This window comes from Amycolatopsis sp. lyj-84 (genome assembly GCF_046549075.1).
Taxonomy (GTDB): Bacteria; Actinomycetota; Actinomycetes; order Mycobacteriales; family Pseudonocardiaceae; genus Amycolatopsis.
In genome coordinates, this window is the sequence record NZ_JAJPWO010000030.1 from 1 (window position 1) to 23,646 (window position 23,646).

Sequence of the window (23,646 nt, forward strand, 5' to 3'; positions counted from 1 at the left end):
AACGCAGCCCTCATCTGCCTCGCACGACGACGCTGCGACGTCCTCTACGCCATGCTCCGCAACCACACCCACTACCAACACCCCACGACATCAGCCGCTTGACAATTTCCATAGGGACACCCCCCCAACGCCGGCCGCTCCCGGTCCCATCCCCGTAGGTGGACATGATGACCACGACGCTCGATTCGCCGAGGCGGAAAGCCTCCGCCTTCCTGTACCGCAAGCCCCGGCTACGGCTGGCCATGCTGCTTTCCGCGCCGGCACTGTGGCTCGGCCTCGCCTACCTCGGCGCGCTGGCCGCGCTGTTCGTGACCGCGTTCTGGCACACCGACGTATTCACCGGCCAGGTCGTCACCGAATGGTCGCTGGACAACTTCGTCACCCTGTTCAGTGACGCGGTCTATCGCACGATCACCCTCCGGACGGTCGGGATCGCCGCGCTGGTCACCGTGATCACCGCCGTCATCGCGTTCCCGATGGCGTTCTACATGGCGAAATTCGCCTCACCGAGGGCGCGACGGCTCCTGGTGATCGCGGTGATGACCCCGCTGTGGGCGAGCTACCTGGTGAAGGCCTACGCGTGGCGGAGCATGTTGTCCGGTAACGGAGTCCTGCACTGGCTGCTCAACCCGTTCGGCCTCGACACCCCCGGCTACGGCGTGCTCGCGACCGTGATCACCTTGTCGTATCTGTGGCTGCCGTACATGATCCTGCCGATCTACGCGGGCCTGGAGCGGCTCCCCAATTCCCTTGTGGACGCATCCGGCGACCTCGGCGCCCGGCCGTTCAGGACCTTTCGCTCGGTGGTCCTGCCGGTGACGTTCCCGGCAGTCGTCGCCGGTTCGATCTTCACGTTCTCGTTGTCGCTGGGCGACTACATCGCGGTGAAGATCGTCGGCGGCACGTCGCAGATGCTCGGGAACGTCGTCTACGACAACATCGGCGCGGCCAACAACCTGCCGTTCGCGGCGACCGTCGCGACCGTGCCCGTGGTGATCATGCTCGCCTACCTCGCCGCCGTGCGCCGCACGGGCGCGCTGGACAACCTGTAGGAGCGCGCGATGCGGCTTTCCCGGACGACCAAATACCTGGTGCTGGCGGCTCTGGTTCTCGGCCTCGCGGTCATCTACTTCCCGCTGCTGGTGGTGCTGCTCAATTCGTTCAACGCGGACACCACCTTCGGCTGGCCGCCGTCGAGATTCACCCTGGAATGGTGGGGACGTGCCGCGGAGAACGAAGGCGCGCTGAACGCGCTGGGCACGAGTGTCCAAGCAGGACTCGCGGCCACGGCGATCGCCTTGGTACTGGGCACGATGGCGGCGTTCGCCTTGCAGAAGTACCGGTTCTTCGGCCGCAATCAGGTGTCGCTGCTGATCATCCTGCCGATCGCGCTGCCCGGCATCGTCACCGGCATCGCGCTGAACAACGCTTTCCGCACGATCCTCGGCATCGACCTGGGCCTGTTCACCGCGATCGTCGCGCACGCGACGTTCTGCATCGTGGTGGTGTTCAACAACGTCGTCGCGCGCTTGCGGCGGATGGGCGGCAATCTCGAAGAGGCGTCGATGGACCTCGGCGCCGACGGCCTCACGACGTTCCGGCTGGTGACGTTCCCGATGCTGCGCTCGGCCCTGCTGGCCGGCGGTCTGCTGGCGTTCGCGCTGTCGTTCGACGAAATCATCGTCACGACGTTCACCCTCGGGACCGGGCTGGAGACCCTGCCGATCTGGATCCTGAACAACCTGTTCCGGCCGAACCAGGCACCGATCGTCAACGTCGTGGCGGCGGTGCTGATCCTCGCTTCGACGATCCCGGTCTACCTGGCACAACGGCTTTCCGGCGACACGACTTCCGGCGGGCGGTTGTAGAAGGAAACGCCGGTGCGGCTTCGTAAGCCCGCACCGGCGTTCGGAGTTCACTCAGTACCGACGGTCTTCGACCGCTCCCGTCGTTCCGTTGTAGGTGATGTAGCCGTTCTGGAAGTTGCTGCGCTTACCTGTCGATGTGGTTTCCTCGCCACTGGTCGGGAAGCCGAGATACGACGTCTCCCAGCCGAGACTCTGCCAGCGCTGCCGGATCGCCCCCTTGACCTCCCACGCCTCGTTGGTGCCCCAACGCCAGTAGATCGAGTGATCGAAGCTGCCCTGGCGGAAGTGGTTGTACTTGCCCGTGTTGCCGGGTGTCCAGGCCTCATCGGTGAGGGGATAGCCGACCGCGCTCTCCCAGCCGATCGCCTTGTAGCGATCGCGAATCGATCCGTGGATCTCGTGGGCGTCCGTGGAAGGCGACCAGTAGATCGAACCGTTCCCGCTGAAGTGCGTGTATCGCCCGACGCCGTCCGGCGTGGCCACTTCATCGGTGGTCGGGTAGCCGAAGAACACTTCGTATCCCAGGCCTCCCCACTTCTGCCAGATCCGGCCCATGACGTAGTGGGCGCCGGTCGCGGGCGTCCAATAGATCGAGGCGTTCTTCTTGAAGAAGTGGTTGACCCTGCCGACCCCGTCCGGCGTGGTCAGCTGGTCGCTGGTCGGGTAACCGAGCGGTCCGCCCTCGCCGCCGGCCGCCCGCCATTTCGTCCGGATCTCGCCGTGGATCGCCATGGCCCCGATGGTCGAGTGCCAGTAGATCGAGGCGTCCCCCGTGGTCGGGCCGCCGGTGAAATCGTTGTAGCGTCCGTTGAGCGCGCCCACCAGTTCGTCGGTCTTCGGTGATCCCAGGAAGGCATGCGCGCCGAGCGTGACGTACTTGGTCAGGATCTCCCCGGAGACGGCCTTCACGCCGTGCTGCTGTGTCCAGTAGAGACGGCCCGACGTGTACAGCTGCCAGTGCCCGTCACCCTCGATCAGTTCCGCCCCCACCGGGGTTCCCATCAGGGTGCGGAGGGGTGCCTCGTCGGCGTACCGCTTCTCGATCGGGGTTTGGTAATCCGCTCGCAGACCGAGCCCGCCGCTGGGCATGACGATCTGCCTGGCCGGCTCCGTGCTCTGGTTGTCCGCCCACTTGACGAACTTCGCCGCGTCGAGAGAGGTCGCCGGCGCGGTGATCAGCACCGCCGCTCCCACCGTCACCAGACGGCCGGCGTCCTGGTTCGCGCCGATCTTGATCTGGGCCGGATGGTTCCCGACGACAGTGAGGCGAGCCTGTCGTGGATTCGCGACGTACTGCTTGCTGGCGACGACGTTGCGGCCGTTCTCCACCGATGAAGTGATCACGACGCGAGTGTCGTTCTCGTTCGGGAAACTCATCGAGAACGTGAGCCCGGTGGCGGTCCTGAGCTGGTTGATCTCACAAGCGGCGTTGCGAGGGCAGTGCACGCGATCCGCGCGCCAGTTCACGGTGAGCGGTCCGTCGCCCGGATCTGCCCCCGTGGCACCGAGCGAGACCGTTTCACCGGTGGAAAAGACCGTCGACGTCGGCGGGAGGAGTTCGACGGTGGGGCTCGCCTCGGTCGGGACGACCGTCCGGCTGGTGTTGGACGGGGCGCCGTGCGGGTCGGTGACCGCAAGGGTCACCGTCACCGGATCGCCCGCCGAGTACGTGTGACTCACGGTCTTCCCGGTTCCGGTGGTGCCGTCACCGAAGGTCCATTGATAGCTCAGAGCCTCACGGTCCGGGTCGTCCGACGTGCTCGCGTCGAACGAGACCGTGCTCGTGGCCGGGTCCGTGGTCGCGGTGAACGCCGCGCGGGGAGCCTTGTTGACGGGCGTGTAGCTCAGCCTGCGCAATTTCGCCCCGGCCGCGTCGGCCAGCACGATGTCGCCGTTGGGGGCGGTCAGGACCGACACCGGGTCGCCGATCGCGGAAGCGACGGTGGTGATGGGCTGGGTGACCGTGCCTCCGTTGTCGAACCCCAGAGTGGAAAGAGTTTGCGCACCCTTGTTGGCTACGAAATGAATTCCACGGAAAGCCTCGGGATAAGAAACTCCGGTGTAAGGAACACCGCCGACGATCGTATCCGTGGCGCTGTGCACCGTTTCGCCGAGCGGCGCGGCATTCGCGACATTCTTGCACTCCGGCGTGTCGCGATAGCCCGGAGCCCGGGTCGTGCCCTCCCAGCAGGGCCATTTCAGGTTCTGGCCGGGGAACGCGAGGTCGACTTCGTGACGGGCCGCCCAGCCGACATCGGTGACGATCACGCCGCCGCGCGGGTCCAGTGCGATCCGAGGATCACGCAGCCCGCTCGCATAATTGCGACTCTTCCAAGACGAGGTAGCTGTCGTGTCATAGAACGGGTTTTCCGGCACGCCCCGGCCGGTGAGGTCGACGCGGAGGACCTTGCCCGTCGGATGGGCCGTGTCCAAGGCGCGCAACGCGAACTTGTCGACGTTGTCCTTCGTGGCGTCGGTGTGGGACCGGACGGTGGCGTTGTCACCGACGGCGACCCACAGTGAGGCGCCCGCCGGGTCCGCGGCCACGTCCTGGATGCCCTTGCTGTCCGCGTTGACCGGGAACTCGAGGACGGTGAACTCTTCCGACAACGACGTGGGAGCGTCGGATCCGCCGGCCTTCCACTTGCTGAGACGGAACACCGCGGAGGATCCCGTCGACACCGCCCGAGTGGTATAGACCGCCCGGCTGGTGGTGAAGTCCGGCGCCACCGCGATGCCGGTGAGGCCGAGCGAGCCGGCGGTGTGCACTGGAAGCGAGGCGATCTGGACCGGCTGACCGCCTTGCGGTACCAGCTGTACGGACCCTAGACGGCCGGTGGTCAGCGCGCTTCCGTCCGGGAGGTAGGCGGCGCCGGTGAGATCTCCGGCCTGGTGGCCGGTGGGAGTGTCGAACAGGGCGAACCCCGGAGGCAGCGCCGGGGCGGCGTGTGCCGCGGGTGCCGTGACCACCACGGTGCCGAGCAGGGCCGTGGCGGCCGCGGAGACGATCAGGGATCTTCGAGTCCGCATTGGACCTTCCTTCTCCGAATACGGAGAGTGCCATGTGCGGAAAAAGTGCTCACAAACGCACAAAATTGCGACGGCGCGACAGAGTTGCTCATTCTGTAACGCGACGCGACGATCCGCCCCCAGCGCCCTCGCTTCTGGCTATAAGCACGCCGGACGCTAGCGGCTGCTCGAAGTGCCGTCATTCGGCCAAAGGTGTGATTCGAAGAGTGGTGAGTGGTGTTTTGTGACGAAGATCATCGACCGCGACAGTCAATTTTGGCTGTCGAACGCCAGTTCGATGCCTGCTTGGTCAGTAGGCCATGCCCATTCGGTCACGGCCATTCGGCCCAATTTCGGGAAAAGGTCTTGCCGGGCGCCTCCGCGCCCCACCAATATCAACTCGCCGACCTGCTCTGAAGGAGCCGAGGGCTGCCCTGATCGGGCATCCCAAGGGGGGAAATCATGAAGCGGATCCGTCGTGGACCTGTCCTGCGCGCAAGACTCCGGGCGACACTCGCCTTGCTGCTGATCGTCGCGCTGGTCGCGACGCTGGGGCCGGTGGCGTCGCAACGATTCCCGTCCTCGGGTGACGCGGACGCCGCGGCCGGGGCCAACGCGCCCAAGCAGCAGTCGGGATCGGCGGAAGGGGTTCCGGATCGACCGACCCCTGACAGCCCCGCCGCGCCCGCGATCAACCGCGCGACGGCCGCTTCGCTGCAGTCGAAGTACCCGCCGTTGACCTTCCCCGAACCCGCCGCGGACAAGCGCGGTAGCGCCAAGGCCGTTGCGCCGCCCGCCACCCAGGTGCGCGGATTCGACGACAAGGTCAGCAGGGAACTGCCGCAGCAGCGCACCTCCCACAGCAGCGTCTACGACAACCCCGACGGCACGCAGACCACGGTGTACGGCCAGGATCCGTTGAACTATCCGTTGCCCGAGGGCGGCTACGGCGCGATCGACGCACGTGCGGTGCCGGATCAGGCCGGTGGCTGGCGCAAGGCGGGCGACGCGCTCCAGGTCCACCTGGGGCAGGCGGCGGGCTCGATGCGGGTCGACCCGGGCGCCGGCCAGGAAGTCGCCTTCACCCTGCTGGGGGCGCGGGCTTCGGCCGGACGCGCGGAGGGCGCCACCGTCGGCTATCCCGACGTCCTGCCGAACGCCGACCTGCAGGTCGAGTTCTCCGCCGGCGCGGCCAAGGAATGGTTCGTCCTCAAGCGTCCCGACGCCCCTCACGCCTGGGAGTTCGCTCTCGACCTGAAGGGCCTCGAAGCGAGGATCGTCGACGGCGCCGTGGTCTTCGTCGACCGAGCCGGCGCCACCGTCCTGCGTGTCCCGGCGGGTTACATGCTCGACTCGAGCCGCCAGGAAAGCGGCGAGCCCGCGACGTCCTACGGTGTCACCTATCGGCTCGTATCCCGTGACGGCCGCCAGATCCTGCGCGTGGAACTGGACTCCGCGTGGCTGCGCGACCCGGCGCGGGTCTATCCCGTGCGGGTCGACCCCACCGTGGTCAAGGAGTCGGTCAGCACCGGCAACATGGTTGTCGAGAACGGTCAGCGTCACGTCAACGCGAACGAACTGCGGGTCGGCCGTAGTGGCGGCAAAACGGCCTCGAGCTATCTCCGTTTCGGCGGGATCGGCGGGGATCTGAAGGACAACCGGATCTTCGGTGCCCAGTTGCAGCTGACCAACTTCTGGTCCGGCTCGTGCGCGCCCCGCCCGATGTTCGTGCATCCGGTCACCGCGGACTGGGGTTCGTCCGGGACGCCGCCGATCGGCGGTGCGCTCGGCAACGGTGTGTTCTCGCACGGCTACATGGCCCCGCTGGCGACCAGGTCCAACTGCCCGACCGCGCACGAACTCGTCGATCTCGGTGTCGACGGGCGAAACCTCGTCCAGCAGTGGGCGGGCGGCGCGGCGAACCACGGCCTCGCCCTGCAGGCCCCGGATGATCCGGCCGCGTGGAAGCGGTTCACCGGATTCGGTACGGCGAACCCGCCCCGGCTGTACGTGACGCACTCGCCTTACAACGCCGAGTACCGCGTCGACCGTGCGACGCCCGAACCGCCGGTCACCCGCACGAGCCCGGGCAAGGTCAAGATCACCGTGACCAACCGCGGCGCGCAGGCGTGGACTCGCGCCGACTTCGCGCTGGGTTACCGCATCTTCGACCGGAGCGGGAACTCGCTCGGTTCTCAGGTGGCCGCCGAGCTTCCCGGCGATGTGGCCCGGGGGGCGTCCGTGGCGCTCGACGCCGAGATCAAGCCGATCGGCGTCGGCAGCTACCTGCTCGACTTCAGCGTGTTCCGCAAACCGGGCGACTACTTCACCGACCACCAGGTCGCACCGGCCCGGATCGGGCTCGACGTCTACGACGTGCCGCCGTTCGTCAAACATCAGTACCCGCCCAACGGCGCGTCGGTCCAGACGCTGACACCGCAGCTGTGGGCCAACGGTATCGACGTCGACCCTCCGCCCGGCAGCACCTTGAAGTACCGGTTCGAGGTGTGCCGGAAGAGCGACGACGACACTCCGGTCGAGTGCTTCAGTTCTGCGTACCAGGTGAATCCGACGTGGACGGTTCCGGACAAGAAACTGTCTTGGAACAAGATCTATCTCTGGCGGTCGTTCGCCTTCGACGGTGCCAACGAGAGTGAACCGCTTCCGTTCAGCGCGATCCTCAGCGCGGTTCCCCAGCCGGCGATCACCTCGCATATGGCGATGACGCCGCACAGCGGATCCGATCGCGACTTCGACCCGATGGTGGGCAACTACTACTCCAGCGCCGTCGATGTCCAGCTGCCGACGGCGGGCCCCGAACTGAGCGTGACCCGTACGTACAACTCGCTGGACCCGCGGCGCGACCACTGGTTCGGCACGGGCTGGGCGACGAAGTACGACATGAAGGTGGTCCGCGACTACGCGGGGAACACCCTCGTCACCTATCCCGACGGGCAACAACTGCGCTTCGGTCTCAACCCCGACGGCACCTACGCCGCTCCGCAAGGGCGTTTCGCGGACTTCGCGTCCACATCGGACGGTGGATGGCGGCTCACCGACAAGACCGCGACCACCTACCGGTTCGACTCGGCGGGCAGGCTGACCGGGTACACCGACGGTGTCGGGCGTGGTGCGATCGTGCAGTGGGACGGGGCCAATCTGTCCCGCGTCCTCGACCTGGCCAGCGAGCGGCAACTGGTCTTCCTGGTCGAAGGCGGCAAGGTCGCACACGTCTTCGCCACCGAGATCAACGGCCAAATCCGGAACTGGAAGTACTTCTACGAAGGAAACCGGCTGCGGCGGGTCGAAGACCCCCGGGGGAACGCCACCGAATACCAGTACACGGACCAGTCCAGGTTCCGCACGGTCGTGAACGACGCGTCGCCCGACGCGTACTGGCGGCTCGGTGACGCGACCGGAGACGTCGCGGTCAGCCAGGTGGCGTTCAACCGGGGCAAGGACAACGGGAAGTACAAGAACGTCGTCCTCGGTGCTCCCGGCGCGCTGCCCGGCTCGGCCGACACCGCCGCGACGTTCAACGGGTCGAGTTCGGTACTGCAACTGCAGGACGGCGTGGTCAAGAAGAGCAGGGACCTCGCGGTCGAGCTGTGGTTCAAGACCACCGGTTCCGGTGTCCTGCTGGGCTACCAGCAGAACGAGATCACCGGCGCGCTCCAGAACGCCTACACCCCGGCGCTCTATGTCGGTACGGACGGAAAGCTGTACGGCCAGTTCTCCGACGGCACGACCAATCCGATCCGCACCACCGCGTCGGTCAACGACGGGAAATGGCACCACGTGGTGCTTTCCGGGGCCCTGGCGACGCAGTGGCTCTACCTGGACGGCGTCCAGGCCGGGACGAAACAGGGCGTGATCGACCACGGCAACCAGACCAAGGTCTATGCCGGGGCCGGGTTCATCGCGGGTAACTGGCCTGCGAAGCCCGCCAACGACCACGGGTACTTCGCCGGCGCGATCGACGAGATCGCCGTCTACGGCAAGCCGCTCAGCGACAGCGTGGTCCGTGAACACTTCCAGGCCGCGCAGCCGTCCGAAGGCTTGAGCAAGATCGTGCTTCCCAGCGGCAGGGTGGCCACGGAGGTCGAGTACGACACGGTCAACGAGCGGGTGAAGGCCTACACCGACCGCAACGGCGGGGTGTGGAGGCTCGGCGCCCCGGTGATCACCGGTGAGGAGAACAACCTGATCCGGACCGTGAAGTTCACGGATCCGGGGAACCGCGACCACACCTACGACTACGACCCGGTCCGGGGCCGGATCCTGCGGATGGTCACCCCGCTGGGCCTCGGCGTCCGTCCGGAGGACAACACCGGCCAGCCGCCGGGCGAGGCAGGCTACGGAATCCGCAGCTACGCCTACGACGACGACGGCAACCAGAGCACCATCGTTTCCGAGAACCTCAACGAGGTCGTCCTCGGTTTCGACAAGCGCGGCAACGTGACCAGCAAGCGGACCTGCCAGATGGTCACGAGGTGCCAGACCGAGTACTTCGGGTACTTCCTCAACCCGGGCAATCCGCTCGACCCGACCAACGACAAGGTCGCGTGGAGCCGGGACGGCAGGTCGACGAGCGCCACCGACAACCGGTACCTGACGACGTACCTCTACACCGCCAAGGGAGATCTGCTCACCCAGCAGATGCCCGACGGCGGGTCCGTCACACACACCTACACCGACGGCACCGAGCAAGCGCTCGACAACCCGCTCCATCGGATCCCGGCGGACCTGTTGCTGATGACGCGTGGCGCGCTCGGCGACACCACGGTCTACCGGTACTACCGCTCGGGTGATCTCGGCGAGATCCAGGAACAGGCCGGAATGCGCACCCGGTTCGGCTATGACGTCGGTGGGCGCAAGACGTCGGCCACGGTCTACACGGCGGCGTATCCCGATGGCGTCAAGACCACGTACGAGTACGACGAGCTTTCCCGGGTGATCGCGGAGACCGGGCCGGAGACGACGAACTCCGTCACCGGGGTGAAACACCGCGCCAAGACCGTGACGTCCTACGACAAGGACGGGAACGTCGAGCGGGAAGAGGTCTTGGATCTCACCGGCGGCGATCGGGCCCGGGTGACGAAGCGCGAATACGACGATCGCGGCAGGCTCGTCCACGTCGTGAACCCCGAAGACAAGGAAACCCGGTACGGCTTCGACGTCTTCGGCAACCGGACGTTCGTGGTCGACGCGAGCGGTGTGAAGAGGTCGTACGCGTACACGGCCCGGAACGAGGTCGCGGAGGTCCGGCTGCACGGCTGGCACGGCGGCGTGGTCGACCCGGCCGATGGTGACGGCAGGCCCGGCGACGGCGAGGGAGACCCCGATCCTGGGGGTTCCAAGCCGACGGTGCTCGAGTCCTTCCGGTACGACGAATCGGGCAGGCAGATCCTGCACGTCGACGCGATGGGCAGGGCGACGAGGAACCACTACTACGCCAACGACCTCATCGGCCAGGTGGTGGCGGAGGGCTATCGCGATCCGGTCACCGGGAACGTCCGCGACCTCGTGCTGGAGAACAACGACTACGACGGCGCCGGAAACCTGACCAAGCAGATCACCGCGGGCAACAGGACCACGACCTACGAGTACGACGCCGTCAGCAGGCTCACGGCGACGAACGAGGACTCGGGCGGTCTCGAACGGCGTACGCAGTTCGCCTATGACCGCGGCGGCAACGTCATCCGGTCGGAGAAGTCCGGGTACTCCTCGAACGTCGGCGCCGGGCAGCCGAACGTCACCGAAACCACGGAGTTCGCCTACGACTCGAACGGGAAGCGGATCCAGCAGACCGTCCACAATGGTCAGGAACGCCTGATCACGCGGTGGCGGTACGACGAACGCGGACTGCCGACGGCCGTGACGGATCCCCGCGGCAACCTCGGGCAGGAACCCTTGTCCGCGTTCACCACGAAGATGGACTACGACGAGTTGGCCAGGCCCATCCGTGCCACCGGCCCGCGAGTCCGTACCGAATCCGGCGGTGGCGCGGCCACCGACACACAGGCGACCATGATCACCGGGTACGACACCTTCGGCTCGGTCACGCACACGAAGGACCCGGTCGGCCGGGTCACCACGGCCGAGTACGACCGGCTCGGCCAGTTGGTCAAGTCGAGCCTGCCGTCGTACACACCACCCGGGGGCACCGCGCCGATCACCCCGAGCAAGGAGATCCGGTACGACTCCGTGGGGCGGGTGATCAAGCAGATCGACGCGCGGACCCACACCACCGAGTTGCGGTACGACCAGCTGGGAAGGCTGCTGGAACGGCAGGATCCGCAGGCCGACGGTACGGCGAGCGGTGTGTGGAAATACTCGTACACGATGACCGGCCTCCCGCTTTCGGCGACTTCGCCGACCGGGGCCCGTGTCGAGGCGACGTACGACGAACTGGGCCGCAAGGTCACGTCGACCGCGGTGGAGCGGTTCCCGAAGCCGTCCTCGACCCCCACCAGCTACACGACCAAGTACCGGTACGACGCCGCGGGCAACATCGACCTGGTCGAGAACCCCGCCGGTGAGAAGAGCAAGAGCACCTACGACAAGCTGAACCAGTTGATCACCGCGGTCGATCCGGCGGGAGTGAAGACCCAAAGGGGCTACGACCGGCAGGGCCGCCTGGTCCGGGTGAGTGACGGCGCGGGCGTCACGAAGCGCCTCAACTACGACCTGGCCGGCCGTCAGGTGTCCGAGTTCGACGTCGAGGCCGGCTGGACCGCGAACCAGCCCCCGTTGCGGGAACGGAAGTTCACCTACGATCTCGCCGGGAACGTGAAGACGGCGGAGGACTGGGAAAAGCGCGTCACGACCTTCTCCTATGACGCGGCGAACCGGCTTTCGGGCCAGGTCGAACCCGTCGCCGAGGGGAAGTCGATCACGACGTCCTTCGGGTACGACGCGGCCGGGAACCGCACCAGGTTCACCGACGGCCGGGCCAACAAGACGGTCTTCACCTACAACAGCCTGAACCTGCCGGAGTCGGTGATCGAGCCGTCGACCGCCGCGCACCCCGCGGCACCGGACCGGACCTGGACGCAGTCCTATGACGCGGCGGGGAACGCGACGCGTCTGACCGCACCCGGCAACGTGACCCGGGACCGGACCTTCGACGCCCTCAACCGCATGCTCACCGAGTCCGGTTCGGGGGCGGAAGCTCCGACGAAGACCAAGGAGCGCGCCTACGACGCCGACGGCCGTCTGATGGTGGCCGGACAGAACGGGTACACCTACAACGACCGAGGTGGTCTGCTGACCGCCACGGGCACCTCCGGCAGTTCTTCGTTCGAGTACGACGCCGCCGGACGTGTCAACAAGCGCACGGACGCCGCCGGGACCACCGGCTACGGCTATCTCAACGGGCGTCTGGACTCCGTCACCGACGGCGCGACCGGCGGCAGGCTGACCTACGGCTACAACGAGGCCGGAAAGGTCAAGACCGTCGACTACGGCGCCGGCCGGGTCCGGACCTACGAGTACGACAACCTCGCGCGGCCGAAGTCCGATGTCCTCAAGGAAGCCAACGGTTCGGTTCTCTCTTCGATCGCCTACACCTACGACCCGAACGACCGGGTCAAGACGAAGAGCACCACGGGGCTGGCCGGTTCCGGTCAGAACAGCTACTCGTACGACCATCAGGGGCGGATGCTCTCGTGGACCGATCCGGCGGGGAAGGCGACCGAGTACGGCTGGGACGACTCCGGGAACCGGGTCAAGGCGGGCGAGAAGGCCGCCGGCTACGACGAGCGGAACCGCGTCCTCGCGGACGGCGACTACACGTACGCGTACACGCCGCGCGGTTCGCTGGCTTCACGTACCTCATCGGGGCTGGAGGAGAAGTACTCCTTCGATGGCTTCGACAGGCTCGTGAAGTTCGGCTCGACCGAGTACACCTACGACGACTTCGATCGGCTCGCCACCCGCGGTGGCCAGAAGTTCTCCTACGCGGGCATGGAAAGGGACGCGGTCAGCGACGGCGTTTCACGCTTCGGTCGAGGTCCCGATGGTGGCTTGCTTTCGCTTTCGCAGGGATCCGACTCCCGGCTCACGCTTTCCGACCGGCATGGTGACGTCATCGGTGCTCTGGCGCCTGCGTCCGGTGGCGTCGTCGACTCGACGGCCTACGACCCGTACGGCAAGCGGATCGCGTCGACCGGGGCACAGCGGACGGTCGGCTTCCAGGGCGACTGGACGGATCCCGACAACGGGAACGTCAACATGGGGGCGCGATGGTACCAGCCGGGTTCCGGCACCTTCGCCTCTCGCGACAGCATCGAGCTGCCGTACTCGCCGTCGATCAGCGCGAACCGGTACTCCTACGTGCTCGGTTCGCCGCTGAACTTCTTCGATCCCGATGGTCACGGCTGGTTCAGTGACCTGTGGGACAAGGCGGGCGGCATCGTGCACACCGCGCTGGACGTGGCGGGCATGATCCCCGGCATCGGCGAGATCGCCGACCTGGCCAACGCCGCGATCTACGCGGTGGAGGGTGACTGGGAGAACGCTGCGTGGTCGGCCGCGGGTGCCATCCCGTTCGGTGGCAACGCCGCGACCGCCGCGAAATGGGCGCGCAAGGCCGGTGACTTCATCGGCGGCGGTCGCCGGGCCGGTCGCTACGCCGACGACGCCGTCGCTCTCGGCCGCCGCTACGGCGACGACGTCGCGGGCGCGGCCCGTCGAACCGCGGGCGACGCAGCCGCGTCCGCCGCTCGTAAGGCGTCCGCTGTCGCGGCTGCCCGCAAGGCGGCTGCTGCGGCCGCCGCGGCCGCGGCTAGGCGGGCCGCGGCGATCCTGGCGAAGAAGAAGGCCGCTGCGGCTGCTGCGAGGGGTGCCGCGGAGAAGACGGCGAAGCGGAATCCGATCCCGACGTTGAAGGCGGCGTTGAAGCCGGTCTTCAAGGGCACGGACCTGGTCTCGTCGTCGCCCTTGATGCCTGCTCGGATCGTGCAGTCGTTCAAGGCGAACGTGCAGGATGCCGGCCAGGTGACGGACTTCTTCAAGAAGCAGGTGGTGGGGGACGGGAGCGTCGTCCAGAACGTCGCCGAGACCGTGACGGCGGTGTCAGAGATCGCCCAGTCGGGTGCTTCTCCCGATGATGCTCTGGCCGGGTTGGCTGGGTTGGCTGGGCGGAACAAGGGGCGGGGTAAGCACCACGACGACTCGTCGAGCAGCCCGGCGGGGAAGTGTGAGACGGGGAACAGCTTCGATCCGAACACCATGGTGGTGATGGGCGACGGGTCTCGTAAGCCGATCAAGGATGTGAAGGTCGGGGACAGGGTCCTGGCGAAGGATCCGACGACGGGGCGTTCTGCGGTTCGGGTGGTGACGGATGCTCGTTCGCATGCGAGTCAGCGGACGTTGGTGGAGGTCGGTGTCGCGAGTGGTGCCGATCGTGGGTCGGTGGTGGCGACGGATGAGCATCCGTTCTGGGTGGAGTCGGAGAAGCGGTGGTCGCACGCTGTTGATCTGAAGGCCGGGCACCGGCTGGAGACCGGTGATCACCGGGATGCGACTGTCACGGGTACGCGGTCGTGGTCTGACACTCGGCGGGTCTATAACCTGACGGTCGATGGTGACCACACGTACTTCGTCGTCGCAGGTCAGACGCCGGTCCTCACGCACAACTGCGGACGTGAGGCTAGAGCAGCAGCGCAATCGGCGCCCGCGGACGCCACAATGAGCGCGGCAGCTCGGTTCCGGGGTACGGATATGGTTTCCACAGGTCACTCTGGTCATACGTCTCGCCCCGCCTATTTCGAGCCCGAGATTGACTCTGTTCTTGCGGATGGTGGGCAGATCGCTGGCCGCGGAGCCGATAACTGTGCCGAGATCCGGGCCTGCAATGCTCTAATCGCCGAACATGGAGCCGATTTTGAGGATCAAGTTGGGCGCTCGCTGCGGTTGAGTGACATCGAGTTCTTGACCGTTCGCAGTGCCACGGGCGCCCCAGAAGCGGCGTGCTTATCCTGTCAGAGTGTTCTTGTTCGGCGTGGAGCGAAAGACCTATCGAGGTGAAAAAGGATGCGCGAGTCGGAGTTGGAGAAATTCCTCAGGTCGTGTGGCTGGGAGGGGGCTGGGTTTCGCCGTGAGACGGATGCCATCGTGGCGGGTCTGGAGCGTGTCGGTTTCGCCTGTCATGAGGAGGCAAGGAAGTTCTTGGGTGAATATCTTGGCCTGAGGATCGACCATCTCCCAGCCCTCGTTATCGCGGGGGAGAGGATCTCTAGCTGGACGAATTTTGATCCGTCCGCGGTCTGCACCACCCGTGATGCAGACGTGGCTCGCCGATGCACAGAGGTGGCTGACACCCCTCTATTCCCGATTGGCGTGGACAGCTTCCATCTGACCGTGTACTCGGGAAGCGACGGAAGGTTCTATGCAGGGTTCGATTCATCGGTCTATCAATATGGGGAAGATCGCAATGCAATGTTCTCGATGATGACTGCTGGGATTCGACCAATTTCATTGGGTGAGTGGACGCTTCAGTGAGAAGGATGCGTGGCAGCCTTGATGAACTTGGGTTCTTCAGAAAACGGCACCCTCTCGGCTGAGGATTCAGAACCCTGAAAACCGCACACGAGCCCTCATCGACAGGGATGTCGATGAGGGCTCTGCGGTATTTGACGGCAACGTCAGCGGATGACGGCTGTGGCGGGTGGGGCGTCAGGATCGTCGTCCTGGTCGCCGGGGTGTCCCCATGGCGTCGATGGCTCGGCCCCCCTTGATGAGATTGATATTCGGATCGAATTTTGATCAGCGAATTGACCATCAAACGGTCTGAGCGGCTTATGTCAGGTGTGGATCTTTAAGTTGTTCCAGGTGGCTACACTTCGGGATGGCAATTGGGGCTTAATGTTGAGGTCGCCGTCCTGATTGTGGCTGTGTAAGCGTGAGGGAAATAGATGGAAAGCTCGTCGAATGCTTTCCCTTGCCCGAGACGCAAAATTGCAATCAAAACTAGATCGCCGATTTGGTCAGAGATTTGCAATGTCGGAGCGATTTCTCTCACTCGACTAATGGCCCGGGGCGACAGGTCGCGGTTGTCCATCAGACCGCGCAAGATCTCGGCAAAGCTTGGGGTCATCCTTGTAGTTTGCTGAGAGCGTGCCCTATGCGAGGTGTTTGCGGAGCACTTTGTAGAAAGTGATGATGGCCTCATGGTCGAGGGGATCGGGGCTTAAGGATTCGACAACCTGACCGTCGGCACGGACCACGTGTAGTACGTCGTCGTAGGTCAGACGCCGGTCCTCATTCACAACTGCGACCTTGCGACCTGCATTGACAGCCTCACCACTCCGATTTCGGGGCAAGATTTCCTTGTGCGGGAATTCGCGCCGGAGGACGGCCGCTACTATTCGGGATGCGCAGAGACCATGTGTCTCATCAAAGAGTTCGAGTGGTGGTGAAAGTGAGAGGCTTGAATTCTCCGCCAGGTGGCGTATAAGACGCACCTGCCGGCCTTGCGCGTTAGTATTTAAGCCTAGACTGGATCGCCAGGGAATCGACTGCCGTGGAAAAGGATGCGAGTAAGCAGCATCTTCGTATAAATCGTTTCGGCTTCGCTGAATACGAAGACATGATTGAAACATCCTGTCGAGTGAACATTTTCGACCTGGTGGGGGGTTTTGGATTCAATCGCGGAGTTCGTCTTCTCGGAAGAAACCAATTTTCTTGATTCGATGACAGATGAGGCTCAAGCGAACTTTGTGGTCCCTTTGGGAATGTCTGCGAAGATGCTGTCGAACGGAGAGTATTCGGCGATGGAGTTTGCCTCGGCGGCTTGCACCGTGAGGTTTTGCGCCGGACCGCACATGGCAGAGTTTCCAGACGAACTCGCGCGGATGTTGTCTCGATTGCCTAGATAACGAGGGCGTAGGAAGGCCCCGCCAGCCCAGCTGGGCTGGCGGGGCCTTCGCAGTACCGTGACGCTTGCAGGAGTTCCGGGTTTCGCTGCCTGGCAGGCGCGGGCACCTCGACTCAGGGGCCTTGGTCAAAACGGTCGGAAAGAATCCGTCGCCTCCCGAAGCGCCGCCAGCATCCCCGGATCCGTCACCGCGTGCCCGGCGGCTTCCACCAGATCCAGCTTCGAGTCCGGCCAAGCCCGGTGCAGCTCGTAAGCCGTCACCGGCGGGCACACCGCGTCGTACCGCCCCTGCACGATCACGCCGGGAATCCCCGACAGCTTGCCGGCCTCGCGGATCAGCTGTCCTTCCTCGAGCCACGCCCCATGACAGAAGTAGTGCAACGCGAGCCGCGCGAACGTGACCGCGAAGTCCGGGGACGCGTACTGGTTGCGGAAGGCCGGATCCGGGCGCAGGCAGACGATCGCTCCTTCCCAGGTGCTCCAAGCGATGGCGGCACGCTCCCGGATCGCTTGATCGGGGTGATAGACGAGTTCGCGGTAGGCCGCCATCGGGTCGTCGCGGTGTTCTTCGGGAATCGGAGCGAGGAAGGCTTCCCACTCACGGGGAAAGAGATTCGCGGCGCCGCCGCCATAGATCCAGTCGAGTTCGCTACGCCGGACGGTGAAGACGCCGCGCAAGATGATCTCGGTGACGCGGCTCGGATGAGTCTCGGCATAGGCGAGGGCGAGGGTTGCGCCCCACGAGCCGCCGAAGAGCTGCCAGTGTTCGAGATTCAGCCGTTCGCGCAGACTTTCCATGTCCGAGACAAGGTGCCAGAGGGTGTTGACCGACAGGTCGACGTCCGGTTCGCCGATGGCCGGAGTGCTGCGGCCGGTGCCGCGCTGGTCGAACAGGATGATCCGGTAGACCTCGGGATCGAAATGCCGCCTCGCCATCGGCGAGATGCCGCTACCAGGGCCTCCGTGCAGGACGACCACCGGTTTGCCGTCCGGGTTCCCCGCCTCCTGGCAGTAGATCCGGTGCCCGTCGCCGACGTCGAGCATGCCCTCGGCGCGAACGTGGATGGGCGGATACAAATCGTCCATACGGACACCATGCCCGAATCGGCGAGTGTCCGAAGGGTGGGGGCCCGCCCCCGCCGCCGGGCTGAGCGGGCCCCCGGTCTTCGATCGCGTCAGCAGCCCGCCGTGGCGGCCACGTTCGCGAATCCCTTCCCGGCGCCGGTCACCTTGTTGCTCGCGCAGACCTTGTTCCCCGTAGCGGCCTTCACGAGATAGAAGCCGTACGCGTGGCTGGACTGCACGTCCGCGGTGTTGCCGGAGAAGGTGTTGCCGCGGCCCCAGCCGTCAAGCTGGACATGGACCTCGAAGCCGCCGTAGGTCGCGTCGTGCACGAAGACCTTGCTGCCCCGGTTGTCCGCGACCACGTAGTTGTTGCCCTTCAGATCCACCCAGCTGTCGGCGAAGTGCTCGCCGCTCTGCCCGGTCCCGTCGAAGACGTTGCCGCGCAGCTCACCGCCGGTGGTGCCTTCCTTGATGTCGATCGACTCGGCCCGCACGTTCGGGCCGATCTTGTTGCCGATCGCCTTGTTGCGATCGCTCCGGTCGGGCGTGCCGCCCGGCCAGTTGCCCTTCGCGGAACCGAAGTAGATGCCTTCGCCGTAGCCCGCGAACTCGCGGCCGGTGTCGGTCACCTCGGAGTTCTTCACGACGTTGTCGGTGCTCGTGTACTGGAAGTGGATGCCTTCGTGGCCGACGGCGGTGACCTTGATGCCGTCGACGACGGTGTTCTTGACGCCCGTCGCCATCAGGCCCTTCTGACCACCGGTGAGGGTGAAACCGGTCAGGTTCCAGTAACTGCCGGTGAGTTCGAGCGTGCGCCCGGCCGAGGCCTTGATGACCGCGCTCCGAGGACCCTTCAGCGTGATGCGGCTGCCGGAGGTGCCGCTCTTCGCTGCCTTGAAGTTGCCCGAGAAGGTCGTGTTGGCCGCGAGCTCGATGACGGTGCCGGGAGTGACCGAGGCGAGCGCCGTCGTCAGCTGCTCCGAAGTCCCGACGCGGACCGTCGCGGCCTGTGCGGGGTGCGCCGCCAGCGTCGACAGCAGTGCGGCACCGGTCGCGATGGTCAGAACCCGCTCACGAACACGCATCCGTGGTCCTCCTCGTCGAGGGATCGAAGCTCGGTCGTGGCGGCGACGGCTAGACCGTAAGGCAGCTCTCGAACACTAGTCAAGGACATGATTGAAGTTCATATACGTGAACAACTAAAGGAGGGTCTGCGCGCACCGCCCACCGGGAAAGAGAGCAAGGGACCTTTGCTATCGCCCTCCCCGGCGGGAGTGATAGCAAAGGTCCCTTGCTCTCTTTGTGCAGTTCAGAGGCGGGTCAGTCGTGGAACGAGTGCTCCGAGGCCGGGAACTCGCCTCGCCTGACGTCCTCCGCGAACGCCGTCGCGGCCCCGGCCAGTACGCCGGCGAGATCGGCGTACTTCTTCACGAAGCGAGGAGTCTTGCCGCGCCGAAGCCCGGCCATGTCCTGCCAGACGAGCACCTGCGCGTCGCAGTCCGGCCCCGCGCCGATCCCGACGGTCGGGATCTTCAGTTCGTGCGTGATCCGCTTCGCCGCTTCGGCGGGCACCATCTCCATGACGACCGCGAAGGCGCCGGCCTCCTCCAGGGCGAGCGCGTCGGCGAGCAGCGCGTCGGCCGCTTCGCCGCGTCCCTGGACTCGATAGCCGCCCAGATTGTGTTCACTCTGTGGGGTGAATCCGATATGTCCCATTACCGGGACGCCCGCTGACGTCAGTGCCTCGGCGTGCGGCGCGAATTTCCGCCCGCCTTCGAGTTTCACCGCGTGCGCACGGCCTTCCTTCATGAACCGCACCGACGTCTCCAGCGCCTGCTGCGGCGAAAGCTGATAGGAGCCGAACGGCAGGTCGGCCACGACCAATGCCCGCTTCACCGACCGGGTCACCGCGCGGACCAGGGGAAGCAGCTCGTCCACGGTCACCGGAAGCGACGTGTCGTAGCCGAAAACGTTGTTCGCCGCAGAATCCCCGACGAGCAGCACGGGAATGCCCACCTCGTCGAACAGCGCGGCGGTGTACATGTCGTAGGCGGTGAGCATCGGCCAGGCTTCGCCGCGCTCCTTCATCTCGCGAAGGTGATGTACGCGGACTTTCTTCCCAGACGTGGTCTGGGGCGCCGCGCCGGTCCCGTACGGAGCGACGAGCTCGCCGGAATCCTTTTCAGTGGCAGACATCCTTGTCGACCGTCCTTCCCTCGAGGCCTCGATGAGGTCCCCGGGTCGTGGAGCTGAACAAGTCAAAGCGTGACACGCGGGAATGGCCCTCCCAAGGCCCTGCGACCAGCTTCACACCGCGGTGTCGAGGCAGCGTCACGCCTGCGAACGACGAAATTGAGACCAGAGGATGATGATCGTTGACAACCACACGGGGTTGTCTGACGTCAAGTAAGAGCAGCTGTCGATCACCTGTGAGTACCGCGAAAGGCCAGAATGGTAAACCCAGCGAGCCGTGTGCCGCCGTGGAAGGCGAGGGCGGGCGGCATCGTCGCCACCCTCGTGCAGCTCGCGGCCGTGTTCTCGGTGATCCTCCTCCTCGCCGGCGGCGTGAAGGGGCCGGTGCTCAAGGCGGGTGACGTCGCCTTCTCGGCACTGAGCATCCCGACGAACGCGAGTCTCGTGATCGTCCTGTTGCTCGTCGTCCTCGGCGCCGCGCTCCGCCGCCGCAAACGCGCCGCTCTGTACACGTTGTTGCTGTTCCAGTTCGGCGGTCTGGCGGTGACCCTGGCCTTCCAAGCCGCGTTGCTGTGGTCGCCCGAGCTGCTCAAGCTGGGTCCGTGGCAGGTCCGGCACATCCCGCACCAGGTGTGGGTGCTGGCCGTCGCCGACCTGATCTCGATCGGCATGATCGCGTTCCTCTGGATCATCCGCCCGGCGTTCCCGGCCCGGCTCGCGCCTGGCGCCTGGCGTGACGGCTTCACCGTGCTCTTCGGCGGCCTGGCCGCGGTCATCCTCGTCGGATGGGGCCTGAGCGAAGCCTTCCCCGGCCGCCTCGCGGACACCTGGGAGCGGTTCGCCTGGGTCGTCAACCACACGACCGGTGAGAACATCCAGCTGCGCCGCGTCGGCATCGGCGAAGGCCCCGCCTGGCTCGACCTGCTGCTCGACCTCAGTGCGACCGCCGTCGCGACGGCCGCGTTGTACACGCTTTTCCGCGGCGTCCGCAGCCGTCGCTTGAGGACGGACGAGGAAGAACTGCGCGTACGCCGCCTTCTCGCCGAACACGGCGAAGACGACTCTTTGGGGTATTTCGCCACCCGGCGCGAGAAGAGCGTCGTCTTCTCGCCCAACGGCCGCGCCGCCGTGGCCTACCGCGTGCTCGCGGGCACCAGCGTCGCGAGTGCCGACCCCATCGGCGATCCCGACGCCTGGCCGGACGCGGTCCGCGCCTGGCTGAACGAGTCACGAACCTACGGCTGGACCCCCGGCGTACTCGGTGCGAGTGAACGCGGCGCGAAGGCCTATGCCGACGCGGGTCTGCGCGCACTGGAAATCGGCGACGAAGCGGTCCTCGACGTTCGTGACTTCAGCCTCGCGGGGCCAGAGCGCCGCTCGGTCCGCCAAGCGGTCAAACGGATCGAACGGGCCGGATACACCACGAAAGTCCGGCGTCACAGCGAAATCCCTGCCGACGAGATGGCCAGGCTGTTGTTGCAGGCGCAGCAGTGGCGTGGCGCGGAGACCGAACGCGGGTTCTCGATGGCGCTCGGCAGGCTCGGTGATCCGAGTGACGGCCGCAGCGTGATGGTGGAGGCGTACGACGCCAAGGGCGAGCTTCGCGGCATGCTGTCGTTCGTCCCGTGGGGCAGGCGCGGTCTGTCCCTGGACCTGATGCGGCGCGACCGCGACGCCGAAAACGGGCTCAACGAGTACATGGTCGCCGAGGTCGTGGCGGCGAGCTCACACCTTGGCGCACAACGGATCTCCCTGAACTTCGCGATGTTCCGCGCGGTCTTCTCCGAGGGGGAGCGGATCGGCGCGGGCCCGGTGCTGCGCGCGTGGCGCAGCGTCCTCAGCATGGCGTCGCGATTCTTCCAGCTGGAGTCGCTCTACCGGTCGAACGCCAAGTACGGACCCGACTGGGAACCGCGGTTCCTGTGCTATTCCTCGGCTCGGCGGCTGCCACGGGTCGGCATCGTCGCCGGCGCGCTCGAAGGATTCGTCCCCACCGGACGTTCGGCCCGGGCGCTGAAACTGGAAACCGTCACCGACGAATTCGTCGCCGAGGTCCATCGCATTGACGCGAACGCGGCCACCCCCGCGCCGAAGCAGGTGCGGCGGCCCGATCAGGTCCGCGTGCGGATGGCGAAACTGGATCGCTTGCGGGAAGCCGGGATCGACCCCTATCCGGTCGGTTTCGCCCGGGAGGATCAGCTCGGCGACGTCGTCGCCAAGTTCGGCGACCTGAGCCCGGACAGCCACACGGGTCACCGGGTGCGCATCGCCGGACGGGTGCTCGCGATGCGCAACCTCGGCGGGCTCTGTTTCGCGCGGGTCAAGGACTTCGGCGGCGAGATCCAGCTGATGCTCGACGCCTCCGTGCTCGACCTCGGCGGCTGGCGGCGCGGTGTCGACCTCGGCGACCACGTGGGTGTGAGCGGGCAGGTCGTGACGTCACGGCGTGGCGAACTTTCCGTGCTCGTCGACGAGTGGACAGTTACGGCGAAGAGCCTGCATCCGTTGCCGGACAAGAGAAAAGGCCTCACCGACCCGGAGACGCGGGTGCGGCAGCGCTACCTCGACCTCGCGGTGAACCCGGATTCGACGGCGATGCTGCGGATGCGCTCGACCGTGGTGCGCGCGGTGCGGGAACGACTGCACCAGGACGATTATCTCGAAGTCGAGACGCCCATGCTGCAGACCGTGCACGGCGGCGCCAACGCCCGGCCGTTCGTCACCCACATCAATGCCTACGACATGCGGATGTACCTGCGGATCGCGCCCGAGCTGTATCTGAAGCGGTTGTGCGTGGCCGGGGTCGAGCGCGTTTTCGAGCTGAACCGGAACTTCCGCAACGAAGGTGTCGATGCGACGCACAATCCCGAGTTCACCATGCTGGAGGCGTACCAGGCGTACGCCGACTACAACACGATGCGGACTCTGACGCGTGAACTCGTGCAGCACGCCGCGGAGGCCGCGTACGGGGCGCAGGTCGTCCGCCGTCCGGGGCCGGACGGGAAGGTCATCGAGTACGACATCTCCGGTGACTGGCCGGTGATCCCGGTCCACGAGGCCGTTTCGGCGGCGCTCGGGGAGAAGATCGACGCGGGCACCTCGGTCGCCGAACTCCAGCGGCTGTGCCGCGCGGCGGGGGTGCCGGTGAACGAGGAGGCTGGTCACGGCGACCTCGTGCTGAAGGCGCACGAGCATCTCGTCGAAGGCGCGACCGTGCTGCCGACCTTCTACACCGACTACCCGACCGACGTCTCGCCGCTGACCCGGCAACACCGCGTGGACCCGCGGCTGGCCGAGCGCTGGGACCTGATCGCGTTCGGCTCCGAGGTCGGCACGGCCTACACCGAACTGACGGACCCTCTCGAACAGCGGCGGCGGCTCGAGGCCCAGTCGCTGCGCGCGGCGAGCGGTGACGTCGAGGCGATGGAGCTGGACGAGGACTTCCTGCTCGCGCTCGAACACGGCATGCCGCCGACCGGCGGGCTCGGCATCGGCGTCGACCGGCTGCTGATGATGCTGACCGGTGCTTCGATCCGGCAGACGGTGCTGTTCCCGTTCGTGCGTCCCCAGTCGTAGCGGCCGCGGGAGAGCAGGGGACCTTTGCTATCGCTCGTTAGCCTCACTAACGAG

The 23,646-nt window shown here is 66.0% G+C and carries 10 protein-coding genes; 5 read left to right on the forward strand and 5 right to left on the reverse strand.

What is annotated here, in order from left to right:
* The first annotated feature begins 167 nt into the window (after positions 1-167).
* Together ACLJRM_RS43945 and ACLJRM_RS43950 are read left to right on the forward strand one after the other, a co-directional pair.
* Positions 168-1,052, forward strand: coding sequence for an ABC transporter permease (locus ACLJRM_RS43945; protein ID WP_410666410.1), 885 nt, complete (start codon positions 168-170; stop codon positions 1,050-1,052).
* A gap of 9 nt (positions 1,053-1,061) precedes the next feature.
* The gene (locus tag ACLJRM_RS43950; RefSeq protein ID WP_410666411.1) at positions 1,062-1,868 is read left to right on the forward strand and encodes an ABC transporter permease; all 807 of its coding nucleotides are present in this window, start codon (positions 1,062-1,064) and stop codon (positions 1,866-1,868) included.
* A gap of 51 nt (positions 1,869-1,919) precedes the next feature.
* On the opposite strand, the gene ACLJRM_RS43955 is transcribed toward ACLJRM_RS43950, so the two are convergent.
* The gene (locus ACLJRM_RS43955; protein ID WP_410666412.1) at positions 1,920-4,898 is read right to left on the reverse strand and encodes a PQQ-dependent sugar dehydrogenase; all 2,979 of its coding nucleotides are present in this window, start codon (positions 4,896-4,898) and stop codon (positions 1,920-1,922) included.
* A 441-nt stretch (positions 4,899-5,339) separates the two neighbouring features.
* Here ACLJRM_RS43955 and ACLJRM_RS43960 point away from each other — a divergent pair, with 441 nt between their 5' ends.
* Positions 5,340-14,909 carry an RHS repeat-associated core domain-containing protein gene (locus ACLJRM_RS43960; protein WP_410666413.1) on the forward strand — a complete coding sequence of 3,190 codons (9,570 nt, stop codon included), beginning with the start codon at positions 5,340-5,342 and terminating at the stop codon, positions 14,907-14,909.
* A 6-nt stretch (positions 14,910-14,915) separates the two neighbouring features.
* A complete protein-coding gene (locus tag ACLJRM_RS43965; protein WP_410666414.1) occupies positions 14,916-15,383 on the forward strand; it encodes an SUKH-3 domain-containing protein in 468 nt (155 codons plus the stop codon).
* A gap of 334 nt (positions 15,384-15,717) precedes the next feature.
* Here ACLJRM_RS43965 and ACLJRM_RS43970 read toward each other — a convergent pair whose 3' ends face one another.
* The 4 genes from ACLJRM_RS43970 to panB form a co-directional block, all read right to left on the reverse strand.
* Entirely contained in the window at positions 15,718-15,978 is a 261-nt protein-coding gene (locus ACLJRM_RS43970) for a hypothetical protein (protein WP_410666415.1), read from the reverse strand.
* Positions 15,979-16,884: 906 nt separating this feature from the next.
* Positions 16,885-17,844, reverse strand: coding sequence for a prolyl aminopeptidase (pip, locus tag ACLJRM_RS43975; RefSeq protein WP_410666416.1), 960 nt, complete (start codon positions 17,842-17,844; stop codon positions 16,885-16,887).
* An 89-nt stretch (positions 17,845-17,933) separates the two neighbouring features.
* Positions 17,934-18,908 carry a hypothetical protein gene (locus ACLJRM_RS43980; protein WP_410666417.1) on the reverse strand — a complete coding sequence of 325 codons (975 nt, stop codon included), beginning with the start codon at positions 18,906-18,908 and terminating at the stop codon, positions 17,934-17,936.
* Positions 18,909-19,143: 235 nt separating this feature from the next.
* On the reverse strand, positions 19,144-20,019 hold the full coding sequence (gene panB / locus ACLJRM_RS43985; protein ID WP_101612605.1) for a 3-methyl-2-oxobutanoate hydroxymethyltransferase: 876 nt from the start codon (positions 20,017-20,019) through the stop codon (positions 19,144-19,146).
* Between the two features lie 255 nt (positions 20,020-20,274).
* On the opposite strand from panB, the gene lysX reads away from it, so the two are divergent.
* Positions 20,275-23,592 carry a bifunctional lysylphosphatidylglycerol synthetase/lysine--tRNA ligase LysX gene (lysX, locus tag ACLJRM_RS43990; protein WP_410666418.1) on the forward strand — a complete coding sequence of 1,106 codons (3,318 nt, stop codon included), beginning with the start codon at positions 20,275-20,277 and terminating at the stop codon, positions 23,590-23,592.
* Positions 23,593-23,646: the final 54 nt, after the last annotated feature.

What these genes read in the sequence shown, in the direction of transcription:
- ACLJRM_RS43945 (WP_410666410.1), top strand. Translation starts at nt 168, where the DNA reads ATGACCACGACGCTCGATTCGCCGAGGCGGAAAGCCTCCGCCTTCCTG.
- ACLJRM_RS43950 (WP_410666411.1), top strand. Translation starts at nt 1,062, where the DNA reads ATGCGGCTTTCCCGGACGACCAAATACCTGGTGCTGGCGGCTCTGGTT.
- ACLJRM_RS43955 (WP_410666412.1), bottom strand. Translation starts at nt 4,898, where the DNA reads ATGCGGACTCGAAGATCCCTGATCGTCTCCGCGGCCGCCACGGCCCTG.
- ACLJRM_RS43960 (WP_410666413.1), top strand. Translation starts at nt 5,340, where the DNA reads ATGAAGCGGATCCGTCGTGGACCTGTCCTGCGCGCAAGACTCCGGGCG.
- ACLJRM_RS43965 (WP_410666414.1), top strand. Translation starts at nt 14,916, where the DNA reads ATGCGCGAGTCGGAGTTGGAGAAATTCCTCAGGTCGTGTGGCTGGGAG.
- ACLJRM_RS43970 (WP_410666415.1), bottom strand. Translation starts at nt 15,978, where the DNA reads ATGACCCCAAGCTTTGCCGAGATCTTGCGCGGTCTGATGGACAACCGC.
- pip (WP_410666416.1), bottom strand. Translation starts at nt 17,844, where the DNA reads ATGGACGATTTGTATCCGCCCATCCACGTTCGCGCCGAGGGCATGCTC.
- ACLJRM_RS43980 (WP_410666417.1), bottom strand. Translation starts at nt 18,908, where the DNA reads ATGCGTGTTCGTGAGCGGGTTCTGACCATCGCGACCGGTGCCGCACTG.
- panB (WP_101612605.1), bottom strand. Translation starts at nt 20,019, where the DNA reads ATGTCTGCCACTGAAAAGGATTCCGGCGAGCTCGTCGCTCCGTACGGG.
- lysX (WP_410666418.1), top strand. Translation starts at nt 20,275, where the DNA reads ATGGTAAACCCAGCGAGCCGTGTGCCGCCGTGGAAGGCGAGGGCGGGC.